Source organism: Curtobacterium aurantiacum (assembly GCF_018598555.1).
GTDB classification, from domain to species: Bacteria; Actinomycetota; Actinomycetes; order Actinomycetales; family Microbacteriaceae; genus Curtobacterium; species Curtobacterium aurantiacum.
In genome coordinates this window covers 1-16509 of the sequence record NZ_JAHEWN010000019.1, presented here as the reverse complement: position 1 = coordinate 16509, position 16509 = coordinate 1, and the positions used below count along the sequence as shown (strand labels likewise).

The window sequence follows — 16509 nt, the reverse complement described above, 5'->3', positions numbered from 1 at the left end:
GGCCCGGGTGGTGGGGAGGCCCGATGCTACGCCGTGCGGGCGTGGATGCGGGCGAGGTCGGCCGCACCGACGGCGCCGGCGTCGTTGACGAGCTCGGCGATCACGAAGTCCGGCTCGGGGTGGTAGCCACGGGCCGGCAGGTTGTTGAGGTACGCCTGCTTGATGGGGTCGAGCAGTCGGTCCCCCGCGCTGGCGACGCCGCCGCCGAACACGAAGAGCTGCGGGTCGAGCACCGCGGACAGCGACGCGCAGGCCTCGCCGAGGTGCCGACCGAGCCGACGGAGGGCCGCGAGGGCACCCGGGTCGTCGGCCAGGATGAGGTCGCCCACGATCTTGCCGTCGAGCTGGCCGCCGTTGTCGGCGCGGGCGTCGGCCAGGGCCGACCCGATACCGCCGGCGTCGGCGACGTCGTTCGCCATGCGCTGCAGGGCACGGCCGGAGCCGTACTGCTCGATGCAGCCGCGGGCGCCGCAGCCGCAGGGCAGGCCGTTCGGAACGATGCGGAGGTGCCCGATCTCACCGCCGGTGCCGAAGCCGCCGCGGAACAGGCGGTCCTCGGTCACGATGGCGCCGCCGACGCCGGTGCCGATGGTGAGCATGGTCATGTCGGACACGAGCCGACCGGCACCGAAGCGGAACTCGGCCCAGCCGGCGGCGTTCGCGTCGTTGTCCACCGTGATGTGCAGGTCGCCGAGGCGCTGCTGCAGCTTCTGGCGGAGCGGTTCGTTCCGCCACCGGATGTTCGGCGTGTAGTAGACGATCGACTGCGAGGCGTCGATGAACCCGGGGGCTGCGACCCCCACGGCGCCGACCTGGTGGAGCGAGCTGAGTCGCTCGACCATCGAGACGACGTCGTCGAGCATGGCGTTCGGGTCCGCAGCGTTGGTGGCCACGCGGTCCTCGGCGACGATCTCGCCCAGTTCCGTCACGACCGCACCCGCGATCTTGGTGCCCCCGATGTCGATTCCGATGGCGTGCACGAGCAACGAGCCTACCGGTTCGCCGCGAAGTCACGGAACGCCCGGTCAGGCGTCCTATGCTGGCGGTGTCGCCTCGGTGTTGAGGCGCACTCGAGTCGAACCGGCAGACAAGGGAGTCACCGTGAACGATCAGCGTCCTGCACGCAGCAGCGCCTCCACCGACACGGCCACCGCTGGCAGCGCGGCCACCGGGACCACGCCGTCAGCCGGGAGGCACGCCACACCGCCCAGCGCTGGCCCGGCCGCCCCGGCCCAGGACCACCCGGCCACCGCGGCCCACAGCGGTCCGGTCGCACCGGACCACGGCTCGGCAGCGCGGCTCCTCGGCGACCGCGCCCGCCTGACGCCCGAGCGACCGATCCTCGCCCAGCGGCACGGCGACACCTGGACGACCTTCACCGCAGCGGAGACGCTCGCGAAGGTCCGCGGCATCGCTAAGGGCTTCGTGGCCGCCGGTCTCGAACCGGGCGCGCACGTCGCGATCCTGTCGCGCACCCGCCTCGAGTGGACCCTGGTCGACTTCGCCGTGTGGACAGCCGGCCTGGTGTCCGTCCCCGTGTACGAGACGAGTTCCCCCGACCAGGTGCGCTGGATCCTGTCCGACTCGGAGGCGGTCGCCATCGTGGTCGAGCAGGAGGAGCACGCCCGCCGCGTCGCCTCCATCGCACCCGACCTGCCGGCCCTCGGTCAGCACTGGACGATCGACGGCGGCGGCCTCGACGACCTGACGCGACTCGGCGAGGACGTCTCCGACGACCAGCTCGACGCCCGCACCGCGAACGTGCACGGCCACGACGACGCCACGATCATCTACACCTCGGGCAGCACGGGCCGCCCGAAGGGCTGCGTCCTGCGGCACGACAACTTCACCGCCACGGTGGAGGGCGCGAGCGAGGCGATGCCCGAGGTCGTCGCCGACGGTGCGTCCACCCTGCTGTTCATCCCGCTCGCCCACGTCTTCGCCCGGTTCATCGCCGCGATGTCGGTGTCCGCCGGCGTCCTCGTCGGCCACGAGCCGGACACCAAGGACCTGATGCGCGCGGTCTCGACCTTCAAGCCGACGTTCCTGCTCGCGGTCCCCCGGGTGTTCGAGAAGATCTACAACTCCGCCGAGCAGAAGGCCGACCTCGGCGGCAAGGGCAGGATCTTCCGAGCCGCTGCCGACACCGCGGTCGCGCACTCCGAGGCCCTCGCAGCCGGCAAGGTGCCGTTCCTGCTCGGGCTGAAGTTCAAGCTGTTCGACCGGCTCGTGTACGCCAAGCTCCGCGACGCGCTCGGCGGCCGGGTCGAGTACGCGGTCAGCGGGTCGGCTCCGCTCTCCCCGCGGCTCTCGCACTTCTTCCGGTCGATCGGGGTGCTCATCCTCGAGGGCTACGGCCTGACGGAGACGACGGCCCCCGCCACGGTCAACCGCGCCCGGGAGCTCCGCATCGGGACGGTCGGCCGCGCGCTGCCCGGCATCGAGGTCCGGATCGCCGACGACGGCGAGATCCTGATCCGCGGCGTCGACGTCTTCGACCGGTACTGGCGCAACGACGAGGCGACCGAGAAGGCATTCGTCGACGGATGGTTCCGCACCGGCGACCTCGGCCGGATCGACGCGGACGGGGTGCTCACGGTCACCGGCCGCGCCAAGGAACTCATCGTCACCGCGAGCGGCAAGAACGTCGCGCCGGCACCGCTCGAGGACGGCATCCGCGAGCACCCGCTCATCGGCCAGGTCGTGGTCGTCGGCGAGGGCAAGCCGTTCGTCGCCGCCCTCGTGACCCTCGACCGGGAGATGCTGCCCGGGTGGTGCGAGACCCGCGGCATCACGCCGGCCCTGTCCGCGCACGAGGCCGCCTACGACGAGCGGGTGCTCTCCGCCGTGCAGGAGGCCATCGACGCCGCGAACGGTCGGGTCTCGCGCGCCGAGTCGGTCCGGTCGTTCACGATCCTCGACACGGACCTCACCGAGGGCTCGGGACACCTCACGCCGAAGCTGACGATCAAGCGGCCGGTGATCCTGAAGGACTTCGCCGCCGACATCGACCACATCTACTCCGGGTCGAAGGTGCAGACGACGGCGACGCCCGTCATCGAGGGCCGGCGCCGCAACCGCTCGTAGCGGGCGTCGGGCGTCGGGCGTCGGGCGTACCGGGTCGATCCGGGCGTACCAGGTCGGTTCTTCCGACCAGGTACGCCCGATTCCGCCAGGCACGCGCGGGTTGCAGACGCAAACGCCTGGAGGCCCGGTGCCGGTCCGGCGGACCTGCGCCGGGCCTCCAGGGGTTGCCACGCGCGGGGCGCGACCCCGATGACCGGGCGCAGTCAGGCGTACCTAGTCGTTTCGGGCCTACCGGGTCGATCCGGGTCGTTCCGGGCGTACCGGGTCAGTTCTTTCGACCAGGTACGCCCCGTTTCCCCAGGTACGCGCGGGGCCGCCCCCGCCACCCGGTCGGTCCGGGCGCACCGGGTCGATTCGGGCGTACCGGGTCGATTCTTCCGACCAGGTACGCCCGATTCCGCCAGGTGCGCGCGGCGGTGCAGCGCAACGGCCTGGAGGCCCGGACCACGTCCGTCGGACGTGGTCCGGGCCTCCAGGCCGTTCAGCGGGCGCCGGGGGCGCCTGCGGGGGTCAGGCCTCCTGCGACTGCTCCGTCGCGGGGGCGTCGAGGACGGCGGTCGAACCGGTCGTGACGGTGGTCTCGGCAGGTCGACGGTTGGTGCGGGTGCGGTGCGAGCTCAGCTCGTCGTTCTGACTGGTCATGCGGGAGTCCTGGGGGGGATGGGATGGTGTGTCGGTGGGAGGCCGACAGCAGCACGGTACCTCCTCGTCAGGACAAAGCGACAATCCCCCGTGGGGGTGTCACACCCGAGTTCACAGCCCGCGAACGCGGGCCTGTGCGAGCGCTCAGTGGAACCAGTCCTGCGCGCGGATGTCGCGCAGTGCCTGCCGCCGGATCTCGGGGTCGAGCGTCATCACGTAGACCGTGCCGTCGAGGTGGTCGCACTCGTGCTGGAGCGCCTCGGCCATCAGGCCGGTGCCCTCGAGCACGACCTCGTCGCCGTCGACGTCGACGCCGCGCACCTTCGCGTACGGGTACCGGCGCGTCGGGTAGCCGAGCCCCGGGACGGAGAGGCACCCTTCTTCCATGAGCTCGGGCTCCCCGGAGACCTCGACGAGCTCGGGGTTGAGCACGTAGCCGACCTCGCCGTCGACGTTGTACGAGAACGCGCGGAGCCCGACGCCGATCTGCGGCGCGGCCACACCGGCACGCCCGGGTTCCTCGACGGTGTCGACGAGGTCCTGCACGAGGTCACGGACGCCGGGGCTGCCGAGCAGTTCGGGTCGGATCTGGTCGGCCGGCGAACGGAGGATGGGGTCGCCGAACAGGCGGATGGGACGGACGGTCAATTTACTGCAGCACCACCAGGAGGTCGCCGGCGTCCACCTGCTGGGTCACCGGGATCGCGAGTCGGCCGACGGTGCCCGACACGGGCGCCGTGATGGCCGCTTCCATCTTCATCGCCTCGATGCTCGCCACGGCCGCACCGGCCTCGACGACGTCACCGACGGCGACCTTGAGCGTCACCACGCCGGAGAACGGCGCGGCCACGTGCTTGGGGTCGGACGGGTCGGCCTTCTCGGCAGCCTTCGTCTCGACCTCGACCGAACGGTCGCGGACGGCGACCGGGCGGAGCTGCCCGTTCATCGTCGCCATGACCGTGCGGATGCCCTTGTCGTCCACCTCGCCGATCGCCTCGAGCCCGACGAACAGGTCGACGCCCTTGCCGAGCGGCACGCTGTGCTCCTGCCCGGGGCGCAGCCCGTACAGGTAGTCGACGGTCGGCACGACGGAGAGGTCGCCGTACTGCTCCCGGACCCGCGCGAACTGCTGCGTGGGCTGTGGGAAGAGCAGACGGTTGAGGGCCTGCTGCCGATCGGGCCCGGGCGCCTCCAGGTGTGCCCGTTCGTCCGCGGGCACCGGTGTGATCTCGAGTCGGACCTCGCGCCCGGCCAGGACCTTCGAGCGGAACGGCTCGGGCCAGCCGCCGGGCAGGTCGCCCAGCTCGCCGGCCATGAACCCGATCACGGAGTCCGGGATGTCGTACTTGTCGGGGTTCTGCTCGAAGTCGACCGGGTCGGCACCGACCGCGGCGAGCTGCAGCGCGAGGTCTCCGACGACCTTCGACGACGGCGTCACCTTGGTGGGGCGTCCGAGGATCCGGTTCGCCTCGGCGTACCAGTCCTCGACCTGCTCGAACCGGTCGCCGAGTCCGAGGGCGATGGCCTGCTGGCGGAGGTTCGACAGCTGCCCGCCGGGGATCTCGTGCTTGTAGACACGCCCGGTCGGACCGGCGAGACCGGACTCGAACGGGGCGTAGACACGACGGACCGACTCCCAGTACGGCTCGAGGTCACCGACGGCGTCGAGGGACAGGCCGGTGTCGCGCTCGGTGTGGGCCAGGGCTGCGACCAGGGCGGACATGCTCGGCTGGCTCGTCGTGCCGGCCATCGGCGCCGCGGCCACGTCGACCGCGTCGGCCCCGGCCCGCGCGGCGGCGAGCAGGGTCGCGAGCTGGCCGCCGGCGGTGTCGTGGGTGTGCACGTGCACGGGCTGGTCGAAGCGCTCCCGCAGGGCGGTGACGAGCTTCTCGGCCGCACCGGCACGGAGGAGCCCCGCCATGTCCTTGATGCCGATGACGTGCGCGCCAGCCTCGACCATCTGCTCCGCCAGGCGGAGGTAGTAGTCGAGCGTGTAGAGGTCCTCGGCGGGGTCGAGGAGGTCGGCGGTGTAGCAGAGCGCCGCCTCGGCGACGGCCGTGCCGGTCGCGAGCACGGCCTCCAGGGCTGGACGCAGCTGGCTGACGTCGTTCAACGCGTCGAACACGCGGAAGACGTCGACGCCGGACCGAGCCGCCTCGTCGACGAAGGCGTCGGTGACCTCGGTCGGGTAGGGCGTGTACCCGACGGTGTTGCGACCGCGCAGCAGCATCTGGATCGGGATGTTCGGCATCGCCGCACGGAGGGCGGTCAGGCGCTCCCAGGGGTCCTCGCCGAGGAACCGGAGCGCCACGTCGTAGGTAGCACCGCCCCAGGCTTCGACGCTCAGCAGCTGCGGGGTGAGCCGCGCGACGTGCGGCGCGACGGCGACGAGGTCCTTCGTGCGGACCCGGGTGGCGAGGAGTGACTGGTGGGCGTCCCGCATCGTCGTCTCGGTCACCGCGAGGGCCGTCTGGGCGCGGAGGGCCTTCGACCACTCGACCGGACCCATCGCCAGCAGGCGGTCACGCTGACCCTCGGGCACCGGCGTCGTCAGGTCGAGGGCAGGGAGCTTGTCGGCCGGATCGGTGACCAGCGGCGACCGCTCGCCGTTCGGCTTGTTCACCGTGACGTCGGCGAGCCAGGTGAGGACCTTCGTGCCACGGTCCTTCGAGACGTGTCCGCCGAAGAGCTGCGGACGTTCCTCGATGAACTTCGTCGAGACGTCACCGCGGGCGAAGTCCGGGTCCTCCAGCACGGCCTGCAGGAACGGGATGTTCGTGCTGACGCCGCGGATGCGGAACTCGGCGAGGGCGCGCTTGGCCCGGGACACCGCCGCCGGGAAGTCGCGACCGCGGCACGTCATCTTCGCGAGCATCGAGTCGAAGTGCGGGCTGATCTGCGCGCCGGTGGCGACGGTGCCGCCGTCGAGCCGGACGCCCGCGCCGCCGGGGCTGCGGTAGGTGCTGATCCGGCCGGTGTCCGGGCGGAAGCCCTGCGTCGGGTCCTCCGTCGTGATGCGGGTCTGCAGGGCCGCGCCGTGCACGTGCACCCTGTCCTGCGACAGGCCGAGGTCGGCGAGGCTCTCCCCCGCCGCGATGCGCATCTGCGACTGGACGAGGTCGACGTCGGTGACCTCTTCGGTGACCGTGTGCTCGACCTGGATCCGCGGGTTCATCTCGATGAAGACGTGCTGGCCCTCGCGCTCGCCCTCGGTGTCGAGGAGGAACTCGACGGTGCCGGCGTTGACGTACCCGATCGACCGGGCGAAGGCCACGGCATCGCGGTGCAGGGCCTGTGCGATCGCGGGGTCGAGGTTCGGTGCCGGAGCGATCTCGACGACCTTCTGGTTGCGCCGCTGCACCGAGCAGTCCCGCTCGAACAGGTGGATCGTGCCCGCGTCGGTGCCGGTCGAGTCGGCGAGGATCTGCACCTCGATGTGCCGTGGGCGGATGACGGCCTGCTCGAGGAACATCGTCGGGTCGCCGAAGGCACTGTCGGCCTCGCGCATCGCCGCTTCGAGGGCGTCACGCAGCTCGGGCTTCGTCTCGACGCGACGCATGCCACGCCCACCACCACCGGCGACGGCCTTGGCGAAGACCGGGAACCCGATCGCGTCGGCACCGGCGATCAGTTCGTCGATGTCGCGGCTCGCGGGGGTGCTCGCGAGGACCGGGACGCCGGCCGCGATCGCGTGCTCCTTCGCGGTGACCTTGTTGCCCGCCATCTCGAGCACGTGCTCGCCCGGACCGATGAACGTGATGCCGGCAGCAGCGGCAGCGGCGGCGAGCTCCGGGTTCTCGGACAGGAAGCCGTACCCGGGGTAGATGGCGTCGGCACCCGACTCGCGGGCGACACGGATGATCTCGGAGACGTCCAGGTACGCCCGGACCGGGTGGCCCCGCTCCCCGATCAGGTAGGCCTCGTCGGCCTTGAGCCGGTGCAGGGAGTTCCGGTCCTCGTACGGGTAGACGGCGACCGTACGGGCCCCCAACTCGTAGGCGGCACGGAACGCGCGGATGGCGATCTCGCCACGGTTCGCAACGAGGATCTTCGTGAACACGACGTCCCTTTCAGCCCGGGTTGAGGTGAGACAACCCTAGTGGCGGTAACGTTGCTCAACGTGCATGTACTCAGCGTGAGCTCCCTCAAGGGTGGTGTCGGCAAGACGACGGTGACGCTCGGCCTGACCTCGGCCGCGTTCGCCAAGGGACTGCGCACGCTGGTGGTGGATCTGGACCCGCAGTCCGACGTCTCCACGGGCCTCGACATCAACCTCGCCGGCCACCTCAACGTCGCCGACGTCCTCGAGAACCCGAAGGAGAAGATCGTCCGTCAGGCGATCGCCCCCTCGGGCTGGACGAAGGGGTCGCAGGGCAAGATCGACGTCATGGTCGGGTCGCCCTCCGCGATCAACTTCGACGGCCCGCACCCGTCGATCCGCGACATCTGGAAGCTCGAAGAGGCCCTGGCCAACGTCGAGCAGGACTACGAGCTCGTGCTCATCGACTGCGCGCCGTCGCTGAACGCCCTGACCCGCACCGCGTGGGCCGCGTCCGACCGTGTCACCGTCGTCACCGAGCCCGGCCTGTTCTCCGTCGCCGCCGCCGACCGCGCCCTGCGCGCCATCGAGGAGATCCGCCGCGGACTCTCCCCGCGCCTGCAGCCCCTCGGCATCATCGTGAACCGTGCCCGGGTGCAGTCGCTCGAGCACCAGTTCCGCATCAAGGAGCTCCGCGACATGTTCGGGCCCCTCGTGCTCTCCCCGCAGCTGCCGGAGCGCACCTCGCTCCAGCAGGCGCAGGGTGCCGCGAAGCCGCTGCACGTGTGGCCCGGTGAGTCCGCGCAGGAGATGGCGAAGAACTTCGACCAGCTGCTCGAGCGCATCATGCGCACCGGCAAGATCGGCCCGTACGCCGAGGGCGGCGCCGCGTAGGTCGCTGCACTCTGGCGGTCGGGCGGGCGAGGTCGTCGCGCTCGTCGCGCTCGTCGCGCTCGTCGCCCGAGTGGTCACGACATGCCGCTCACTTGCGCCGAGTGGTCACCAACTGTGGTCAGGCAGCGTCGCAGGCGACGGTTCGTGACACCTCGGCGACGCGCACGCGGCAGGTCGCGACCGCTCTGGGACAGCCGGGAGGCCCGTCCCAGCCGCGCAGACACGCCCGGCCCGGTTCGCCGCGGGTCGACGACATGCCGCTCACGTCCGCCGAGCGGTCGCCAACTGTCGGCCGGCAGCGTCGCAAGCGACGGTTCGCGACACCTCGGCGACACGCACGCGGCGGGTCGCGACCGCTCTGGGACAGCCGGGAGGCCCGCCCCAGCCGCGCAGACACGCCCGGCCCGGTTCGCCGGGGGTCCACGACATGCCGCTCACGTCCGCCGAGAGGTCACCAACTGTCGGCCGGCGGCGTCGCAAGCGACGGTTCGCGACACCTCGGCGACACGCACGCGGCGGTTCGTGGGATCTCGGGCAGCTGGCAGGCCCGCCCCAGCCCCGGCGGACACACCCGGCCCGGTTCGCCGGGGGTCCACGACATGCCGCTCACGTCCGCCGAGCGGTCACCAACTGTCGGCCGGCAGCGTCGGAGGCGACAGTTCGCGACACCTCGGCGACACGCACGCGGCAGGTCGTGAGATCTCAGCCCGGGCCGGGCGCGAGAGAGGGAGCGGGAAGCGGGAAGCGCGGGTCAGGAAGCGCGAGAAGCCCGACGAGCGGCGAGCTCGTCGGAGGGGTCAGCTGCGGCGGTGGCGTCGAGCTCGACCAGGGAGCTCTCGACCTCGCGCAGGACCTTGCCGACCGCGATGCCGAAGACGCCCTGGCCGCGGGAAACGAGGTCGATGACCTCGTCGTCGGAGGTGCACAGGTACACCGAGGCGCCGTCGGACATCAGCGTGGTCTGGGCCAGGTCGGAGACGCCGGACTCACGGAGCTGGTTGACGGCGGTGCGGATCTGCTGCAGCGAGATGCCGGTGTCGAGCAAGCGCTTCACGAGCTTGAGCACGAGGATGTCGCGGAAGCCGTACAGGCGCTGCGACCCGGAGCCGGCGGCCCCGCGGATCGTCGGCTGCACGAGTTCGGTGCGGGCCCAGTAGTCGAGCTGACGGTACGAGATGCCGGCTGCCCGTGCGGCGACGGTGCCGCGGTAGCCGTTCTGCTCGTCGTGCTCGGGCAGACCATCGGTGAAGAGCAGCCCGAGGTCGTACCGGGTCACATCAGACTCGGTGCCAGGGGTGTCGTTCCCACTCATGAGCTTGCCTTCCACGACGATCGAGCTCCCACCCGAAGCTTCAACGACGGGTTGAGAGTTGTTCCGAGGTCCACGGTAGCGACTCCGACCGCTCCCGCGCGGGACATCCGACCCGGCGCGTCCGGCGTGTCGAGGATACGCCCCGACCCCTGACACACAAGCCCTGTCGGAGCGCCCGATGGTGTCATGCGTCGAGACGTCCGATGGCCTGGCGGATGAGGTTCGAGCGGATGATCTCCAGGTGTCCGGCGATCTCACGCGCGAGCTCGGTGGCCTTCGCCCTCGACGTGGCATCACCCCGTCGGGAGACCGGCATGAGGGCGGATTCGATGAGACCGACCTCGCGCTCGGCGGTGCTGCGCAGCGTGCGGAGGTGCCGCGGCTCGATGCCGGTTCGCTGCAGTTCGACCAGGGCCTTCAGCACGGAGACGCCGTCGTCGCCGTAGGTGTCGGTTGCCGGGAGCAGCGAAGCGGACACCGCGTCGGCGAGGAGCATCGGCGAGGCGCCCGCGGCCCGGACGGTTTCGTCACGGGTGTAGCGGCGCTCTCGGCCCAGGATCGACGGCTTCGGCGCGTCCCCGCCACCCGGCAGGACGGGTTCGCGCCCGGCGTCGAGGTCGACCAGGTAGTCCTTGATGACCTTGAGCGGCAGGTAGTGGTCGCGCTGCAGCCCGAGGATCACGCGGAGTCGCTCGACGTCGGCAGCGGAGAACTTGCGGTACCCGCTCGCCGTGCGGATCGGCGTGACGAGCTCGCGCTCTTCGAGGAACCGCAGCTTGGAGCTCGACAGGTCCGGGAACTCGGGCTTGAGGCGAGCGAGGACCTGCCCGATCGTGAGCAGGTCCGGTGCCGCGGACCCCGCCCGGGCCGCAGCGGACCGTGCGGCCACTACGCGTTCGCCAGGCGCGCCAGGTCGACCCGAGATGCGTAGAACGTCAGGCGGAACTTGCCGACCTGGACCTCGGCCCCGTCGGTGAGCAGTGCTTCGTCGATGCGGACACCGTCGAAGTACGTGCCGTTCAGGGAACCGTTGTCCTTGACGCTGAAACTCGTACCGTGGCGCAGGAACTGCGCGTGCTTGCGCGACACGGTGACGTCGTCGAGGAAGATGTCGGCGTCGGGGTGACGACCGGCCGTCGTGACGTCGGAGTCGAGCAGGAACCGGGCCCCCACATTGGGACCACGACGGACCACGAGCAACGCCGACCCGGAGGGCAGCGCGTTGACGGCTTCACGTTCTTCGGTCGAGACACCGGACTCGGCGGTGAGCGCCGCTCCCATGTCCATGCTGAAGGTCAGCGTGGTGTCGACCAGCCGCTGCTCCGGGGTCTTCTGACCGCCCGGCTGCGGGACCACTGGATCTGGCATCGGTGGACCTCCTCCTCTTGGCCCACCAGCGTATCGGAAACGAACCCCCGAGCGGCAGCCCTGATCTGGGACTGTGGAGCGACTTCCGCGATCCGCGAACGCACGAGCGGCCACAGCGTCACCTGCGACCCTGCGTCACCGACCCCGCGCGAGCAACCAGAGCAGGTACGGTGCCCCCACGACGCCCGTCACCACGCCCACCGGCAGCGCGTTGCCAGGGATCGCGAACTGGGCGAGCAGGTCGCTGCCGAGCGTGATCGCGGCACCGACGGCTGCGGCGGGTGCGAGTGCCACCCGTCCGCCGCCGACCAGGCGTCGCGCGATCGGCGCGGCCATCAGCGCCACGAAGGAGACGGGCCCGGCGGTCGCGACGGCTGCGGCGGTCAGGCACACGGCGGTGAGGAGCAGGAGCACCTTCGCCCGGTCCGGCCGGAGTCCGAGCGCGGCGGCGACCTCGTCCCCGAGGCTCAGCACCTGCAGACGGGCGGACTGCAGCAGCGCGAGCACGCCGAGCACGACGAACGCGACGCCGAGCACCCCGACCAGGTCGCGGTCGACGGCGTTCAGGCTGCCGGAGAGCCAGAGCAGCGCGGTGCCGGCCTGGGTGACGGTGCCGCTCGTGAGCATCCAGCCCGTGATGCTCAGGCAGATCGCCGCGACGCCGATGCCGACGAGGATCACCCGGTTGCCGCTGATCCCCCGTCGCCAGGCGAGCCCGGCGATGACGATCGAGACCACCACGGCGCCGACGAGCACGACGGAGAAGAGGGTGCCGCCGCTGGCACCGAACAGCACGATGGCGGTGAGTCCGGCGGCGCTCGCTCCCGAGGTGATCCCGATCACGTCCGGGCTCGCGATCGGGTTCCGCACGACGCTCTGCACGATCGCCCCGGCGACACCGAGGCTGGCACCGACGAGCACGGCACCGAACACCCGCGGCCCGCGGAGTTGCCCGATGACGAAGTCCGAGATCCGGTCCCCCTGGCCGAACAGGGCGGCGAGCACCTGACCCGGTGTGAGCGGGATCGAGCCCGCACCGAGCCCGACCAGGACGAGCACCACGATGACGACGACCACGGCGACGAGCACCGCGAACTCACGACGCAGGCCGGCCGAGCGGCGCAGGCCGGCCAAGCGGCGCAGACCGCCAGACCGGGGGCGCCCGCCGGACCGCGGGCGGCCGGAGCCGAACAACCGCCTCACAGTCCCCGCACCGCCCTCGACCGCACGAGCGCGATGAACACCGGCGCCCCGATGAGCGCCGTGACGATGCCGACCTGCAGCTCCCCGGGGTACGCCACGACGCGGCCGATGACGTCGGCGACGAGCAGGAGTGCGGGGGCGACGATCGCCGACAGCAGGATGGTCCAGCGGTGGTCGGGGCCACTCAGCCGACGGACGGCGTGCGGCACCGCGAGCCCGACGAAGGCGATCGGCCCGGCGGCGGCCACCGCGGACCCGGCGAGCAGCACCGCGACCAGACCGCCCACGGCGCGGACGAGCACGACCCGCTGCCCGAGCGACGCCGCGAGCTCGTCGCCGAGCGCGAGGGTGTTGAGCGACCGGCCGAGGGCGAACGCGATCACCAGGCCGACGAGCACCGGGACCGTGATCACGCCCGCGGTGCCGAGGTCCTTGCCTGCGAGGGCACCGACCTGCCAGAAGCGCAGCTGGTCGAGGAGGCTCTGGTCGGTCACGAGCACCGCGGTGGTGACCGACGCCAGCGCCGCGGCGACCACGGCTCCGGCGAGCGCGAGTCCGACGGGTGAGAGACCGCGACGGGCGACCGCGGCGATCCCGTACACGAGCAGGGCGGCGAGGGCGGCCCCGACGAACGCGAAGGGCAGGTAGGCGGCCGTGCCTCTCACCCCGAAGAGCGCGATGCCGGCGACCACTGCGAGGGTGGCGCCGGAGTTGATGCCGAGCACGCTCGGGTCGGCGAGCGGGTTCCGTGTGACGCCCTGCATCACCGCTCCGGCGACACCGAGCGCGGCGCCGGCGAGCAGCCCGACGACGGTGCGGGGCACACGGTTGCCGAGCACGATGAGCCCGACCTCGTCGTTCCGGCCGGGGTGCAACACGGTGTCGAGGACGGTGCCGAGCGGGATCGGCCGCGAGCCGTACGCGATCGACAGCGCACAGGCCACGGCGAGGACGACGACCGCCAGCACGGTCGCACCGACGAGTCGGGGGACGGAGCTGGGAGCCGGGGGCGTGGGCGTCGACGGAGGCATGGAAGTAAGGCCACCCTAACGCCGGAGTCCCACTCGGCGTCCCCCGAGCAAGCCCGGAGCGTGCGCAGGGTTCGCTCATAGGCTCGTCATGGGGAAGCGCTCTGTACTGGTCTCCATCGACGCCCGACCGGGCCGTCGAGGGACGACCGGAGAGCACCGATGAACGAGACCCCGAACCCCGCAGCCGCCGACCACGACGAGGATGGCACCCCCGCCTCGCAGCAGCAGGCTCCCGGGACGCACTGGGAGGCGCCGCACGCTGACCCGGCCTCCCTGCGCCCGGCCTACGCGTTCGACGGCTCCGGTCCCTACCTCTACGGCCCGGACGGTTCCGGCCCCTACGCCTACACGCCGGACGGCCGCGGCCCGTACCTGATCGGCAGCCCCGCCCTCGCCGGCGCGAACCACGCCTGGGCGTCCTCGGCGGCGACCGCGAACCACCCCGGCACCGCGTACCACCTCGGCACCGCCACCCGCCCCGGCACCGCGAAGCGCCCGCGCAGGCTCGGCCTGATGATCGGCTCCGGCATCGCCGCGCTCGCCATCGTCGGTGCGGCCGGTGGCACCGCCCTCGGCCTGTCCTCGCAGGGGACGACCACGACGTCGAGCCAGTCGCAGGGCACCACCACGCTGCCCGACACCGGATCCGGCACCGACGGGACCGGCGGCACGGGCAGCAGCGACGGGACGAACGGCTTCACGGTGCCCGGCGACGGCAGCGGCAGCGGCACCAGCGGCGACGGCAGCACCGGCACGAGCACCCAGTCCCCCGCCACCGCAGCGACGGCAGCCGACAAGAAGGGCGTCGTGACCATCAACACCGTCCTGAACTACGACGAGTCGTCGCAGGCGGCCGGCACCGGCATGGTCCTGACCTCCGACGGCACGATCCTGACGAACAACCACGTGATCCAGGGCGCGACGAGCATCACCGTCACCGACGAGACCACCGGCAAGGAGTACAAGGCCGACGTGGTCGGGGCCGATGCCACCAACGACGTCGCCGTCCTGAAGCTCGAGGACGCCTCGGGGCTGTCCACCGTCACGCTCGACGACGACGGCGAGCCGAGCACCGGTGACACCGTGAAGGACGTCGGCAACGCCGAGGGCACCGGCAACCTCGTCGCCGCGGAGGGCACGGTCACCGCGACGGACCAGGACATCCAGGTGCAGAGCGAGTCCGGCACCGGCACCGAGTCCCTGACCGGCCTGATCGAGATCTCGGCGGACATCGTCTCCGGTGACTCCGGCGGACCGGTGCTGGACAGCGAGGGCGAGGTCGTCGGCATGGCCACGGCAGCGTCCGCCGGCACGGCCGACGTCACCGGCTACGCCATCCCGATCACCACCGCGAAGACGATCGCCGAGAAGATCCTCGCCGGGGAGTCGTCGAGCACGATCACCATCGGGCTGCCCGCGTTCCTCGGGGTCCAGGTCAGCAACACCTCCGGCACCACGGGCGGCGTCCCCGTCGCCGGCACCGTCGAGGGCTCCGGCGCCGCGAGCGCCGGCCTGGCCGCCGGAGACACCATCACGAGCATCGACGGCACGGCGGTCACGAGCTCGGACCAGCTGACGGAGGTCGTCCAGTCGCACTCGGTGGGAGACAAGGTGAGCGTCCGCTACACCGACAGCACCGGCGCCGCCAAGAGCGTCACCGTCACCCTGACCGCCGGCCCCGCCGCGTAGCGGGAGAACTCAGGCGCGCTCAGCCGAGCAGCGCCCGCACCACCGACCGGTACACGTTCGCCGGGGAGTCCGTCCGGAAGGCGGTCTCCCCGGCCTTCGTCGTCCCCACGCGGGCGAACCCGAGCCTCTCGGCCCGCACGATCGTGATCGGCTTCGGCTTGCCCGGGCGACGCAGGTACGAGACGGTCCAGGGCGCAGCCCAGAACCGCGCGAGGCGCGGGTCCGCCTCTGCGAGGGCCTCGGGCAGGTCCGGTGCGTCGGGACCGCCGGCCAGCTTGCGGCCGACCAGGTGCCCTGGGAGCGACCCCGTGCGGAACGGGAAGGTCCACGTCGGACCGATGCCGAGCCTCCCGGCCATCAGCGCGACCACCCGGTCCGGCGTGACGGAGGCGACCACGGCGCCCGCCGCGTCGGTTCCGTCGACGACGGTCTGCGACCAGGCCTGGAGGCGCGACTCGCCCCCGTCGGGCAGGTGCTGTTCCAGCGTGACCGGCTGGGCATCGCCCTGCCAGGGCTCGAGGAGGGTCTGGGTCGACTCCGGCAGGGTGCCGAGGCGGCCGACGAGGCCCGCCTCGATGAGTTCGCGGCCCGCCACGGTGCGGAGGAGCGTGGGGTTCCATCGTCGTCCGGCGAGGCTCTGCAGGGTGCCGATCGCGTCCGCGCTGAGCCGGGGCCCGTCGGGCGTCGATGCCGGAGCGGGAGCGGGCAGGGGTTCGAGGTCGCGCTCGGGGCGGACCGGGACCGACTCGGTGGCGCGGACGCTCTCGAGGACAGCGAGCACGAGGTCGTCGGTCTCGAGCAGCCGGGCGAGCGGTCGTTCGATCGTCAGGTCGACGCGGTGCCGACCGGTGACGAAGAGCAGGTGGGTGCCGGCGACGTCGCCGTGCTCGTCGGGGCGGACGTACTCGACCAGCCGGGCCGGGGCGCCGGCGGCCGTCCAGGGGTCGCAGCCGACGAGCAGCAGGCCTTCGACGGAGCCGGGAAGCCGTTCGAGCAGGCCGGTGTTCTCGTCGCCGATCGCGCGGTCGCTGGGGCGGGATCGGACGGTGAGGACGACGTCGTCGCCGGTGACGCGCAGGTCCGCCTGGGCCGAGTCCTCGCGGCGCCAGGAGTCCGGGCGGCGGAGGGTGAGGCGGGCGGTGCGGTCCTCGGTGCCGAGCGGGACGGGGACTGCCATGGGATGAGCGTATGTCGGGAGCGGGGCGCGGGGGCGTGCGGCTCGCCGGGGTGCGCGGGGCCGGGCG

At 72.0% G+C, this 16509-nt stretch carries 13 protein-coding genes; 3 read left to right on the top strand and 10 right to left on the bottom strand.

All coding sequences use genetic code 11. From position 1 onward, the window contains the following. Window positions 1-26: 26 nt before the first annotated feature. Window positions 27-980, bottom strand: coding sequence for an ROK family glucokinase (locus KK087_RS14760; RefSeq protein WP_214566317.1), 954 nt, complete (start codon window positions 978-980; stop codon window positions 27-29). Between the two features lie 121 nt (window positions 981-1101). Here KK087_RS14760 and KK087_RS14755 point away from each other — a divergent pair, with 121 nt between their 5' ends. Next, window positions 1102-3087 carry an AMP-dependent synthetase/ligase gene (locus tag KK087_RS14755; RefSeq protein WP_214566315.1) on the top strand — a complete coding sequence of 662 codons (1986 nt, stop codon included), beginning with the start codon at window positions 1102-1104 and terminating at the stop codon, window positions 3085-3087. Window positions 3088-3597: 510 nt separating this feature from the next. Here KK087_RS14755 and KK087_RS17710 read toward each other — a convergent pair. The 3 genes from KK087_RS17710 to KK087_RS14745 all read right to left on the bottom strand — a co-directional run bounded on the left by KK087_RS17710 (window position 3598) and on the right by KK087_RS14745 (window position 7789). Beyond that, a complete protein-coding gene (locus KK087_RS17710) occupies window positions 3598-3729 on the bottom strand; it encodes a hypothetical protein (protein WP_258366694.1) in 132 nt (43 codons plus the stop codon). A gap of 144 nt (window positions 3730-3873) precedes the next feature. After that, entirely contained in the window at window positions 3874-4377 is a 504-nt protein-coding gene (locus KK087_RS14750) for a peptide deformylase (RefSeq protein WP_214544938.1), read from the bottom strand. Between the two features lies 1 nt (window position 4378). Continuing rightward, window positions 4379-7789, bottom strand: coding sequence for a pyruvate carboxylase (locus KK087_RS14745; RefSeq protein ID WP_214566314.1), 3411 nt, complete (start codon window positions 7787-7789; stop codon window positions 4379-4381). 60 nt (window positions 7790-7849) lie between these two features. Here KK087_RS14745 and KK087_RS14740 point away from each other — a divergent pair, with 60 nt between their 5' ends. Beyond that, a complete protein-coding gene (locus tag KK087_RS14740; RefSeq protein WP_027465232.1) occupies window positions 7850-8662 on the top strand; it encodes a ParA family protein in 813 nt (270 codons plus the stop codon). A gap of 751 nt (window positions 8663-9413) precedes the next feature. Here KK087_RS14740 and KK087_RS14735 read toward each other — a convergent pair. The 5 genes from KK087_RS14735 to KK087_RS14715 all read right to left on the bottom strand — a co-directional run bounded on the left by KK087_RS14735 (window position 9414) and on the right by KK087_RS14715 (window position 13576). Then, window positions 9414-9974 carry a MerR family transcriptional regulator gene (locus KK087_RS14735; RefSeq protein WP_027465231.1) on the bottom strand — a complete coding sequence of 187 codons (561 nt, stop codon included), beginning with the start codon at window positions 9972-9974 and terminating at the stop codon, window positions 9414-9416. Window positions 9975-10158: 184 nt separating this feature from the next. After that, window positions 10159-10863 (bottom strand): transcriptional regulator FtsR, encoded by a 705-nt coding sequence (gene ftsR, locus KK087_RS14730; protein ID WP_214530795.1) that lies wholly within the window; start codon window positions 10861-10863, stop codon window positions 10159-10161. Then, the gene (locus KK087_RS14725; protein ID WP_051596676.1) at window positions 10863-11342 is read right to left on the bottom strand and encodes an FHA domain-containing protein; all 480 of its coding nucleotides are present in this window, start codon (window positions 11340-11342) and stop codon (window positions 10863-10865) included. The genes ftsR and KK087_RS14725 overlap by 1 nt, the downstream gene beginning before the upstream one ends. A 135-nt stretch (window positions 11343-11477) precedes the next feature. Beyond that, on the bottom strand, window positions 11478-12476 hold the full coding sequence (locus KK087_RS14720; RefSeq protein ID WP_214566312.1) for a FecCD family ABC transporter permease: 999 nt from the start codon (window positions 12474-12476) through the stop codon (window positions 11478-11480). 65 nt (window positions 12477-12541) lie between these two features. After that, window positions 12542-13576, bottom strand: a complete 1035-nt coding sequence (locus KK087_RS14715) for a FecCD family ABC transporter permease (protein WP_214566311.1) — start codon at window positions 13574-13576, stop codon at window positions 12542-12544. A gap of 159 nt (window positions 13577-13735) precedes the next feature. On the opposite strand from KK087_RS14715, the gene KK087_RS14710 reads away from it, so the two are divergent. Next, window positions 13736-15265: a trypsin-like peptidase domain-containing protein gene (locus KK087_RS14710; RefSeq protein WP_250901161.1), complete on the top strand. Its 1530-nt coding sequence runs from the start codon at window positions 13736-13738 to the stop codon at window positions 15263-15265. 19 nt (window positions 15266-15284) lie between these two features. Here KK087_RS14710 and KK087_RS14705 read toward each other — a convergent pair whose 3' ends face one another. Beyond that, window positions 15285-16442, bottom strand: a complete 1158-nt coding sequence (locus KK087_RS14705) for a hypothetical protein (protein WP_214566310.1) — start codon at window positions 16440-16442, stop codon at window positions 15285-15287. Between the last annotated feature and the right edge of the window lie 67 nt (window positions 16443-16509).

What these genes read in the sequence shown, in the direction of transcription:
- KK087_RS14705 (WP_214566310.1), bottom strand. Translation starts at nt 16,442, where the DNA reads ATGGCAGTCCCCGTCCCGCTCGGCACCGAGGACCGCACCGCCCGCCTC.
- KK087_RS14725 (WP_051596676.1), bottom strand. Translation starts at nt 11,342, where the DNA reads ATGCCAGATCCAGTGGTCCCGCAGCCGGGCGGTCAGAAGACCCCGGAG.
- KK087_RS17710 (WP_258366694.1), bottom strand. Translation starts at nt 3,729, where the DNA reads ATGACCAGTCAGAACGACGAGCTGAGCTCGCACCGCACCCGCACCAAC.
- KK087_RS14715 (WP_214566311.1), bottom strand. Translation starts at nt 13,576, where the DNA reads ATGCCTCCGTCGACGCCCACGCCCCCGGCTCCCAGCTCCGTCCCCCGA.
- KK087_RS14735 (WP_027465231.1), bottom strand. Translation starts at nt 9,974, where the DNA reads ATGAGTGGGAACGACACCCCTGGCACCGAGTCTGATGTGACCCGGTAC.
- KK087_RS14710 (WP_250901161.1), top strand. Translation starts at nt 13,736, where the DNA reads ATGAACGAGACCCCGAACCCCGCAGCCGCCGACCACGACGAGGATGGC.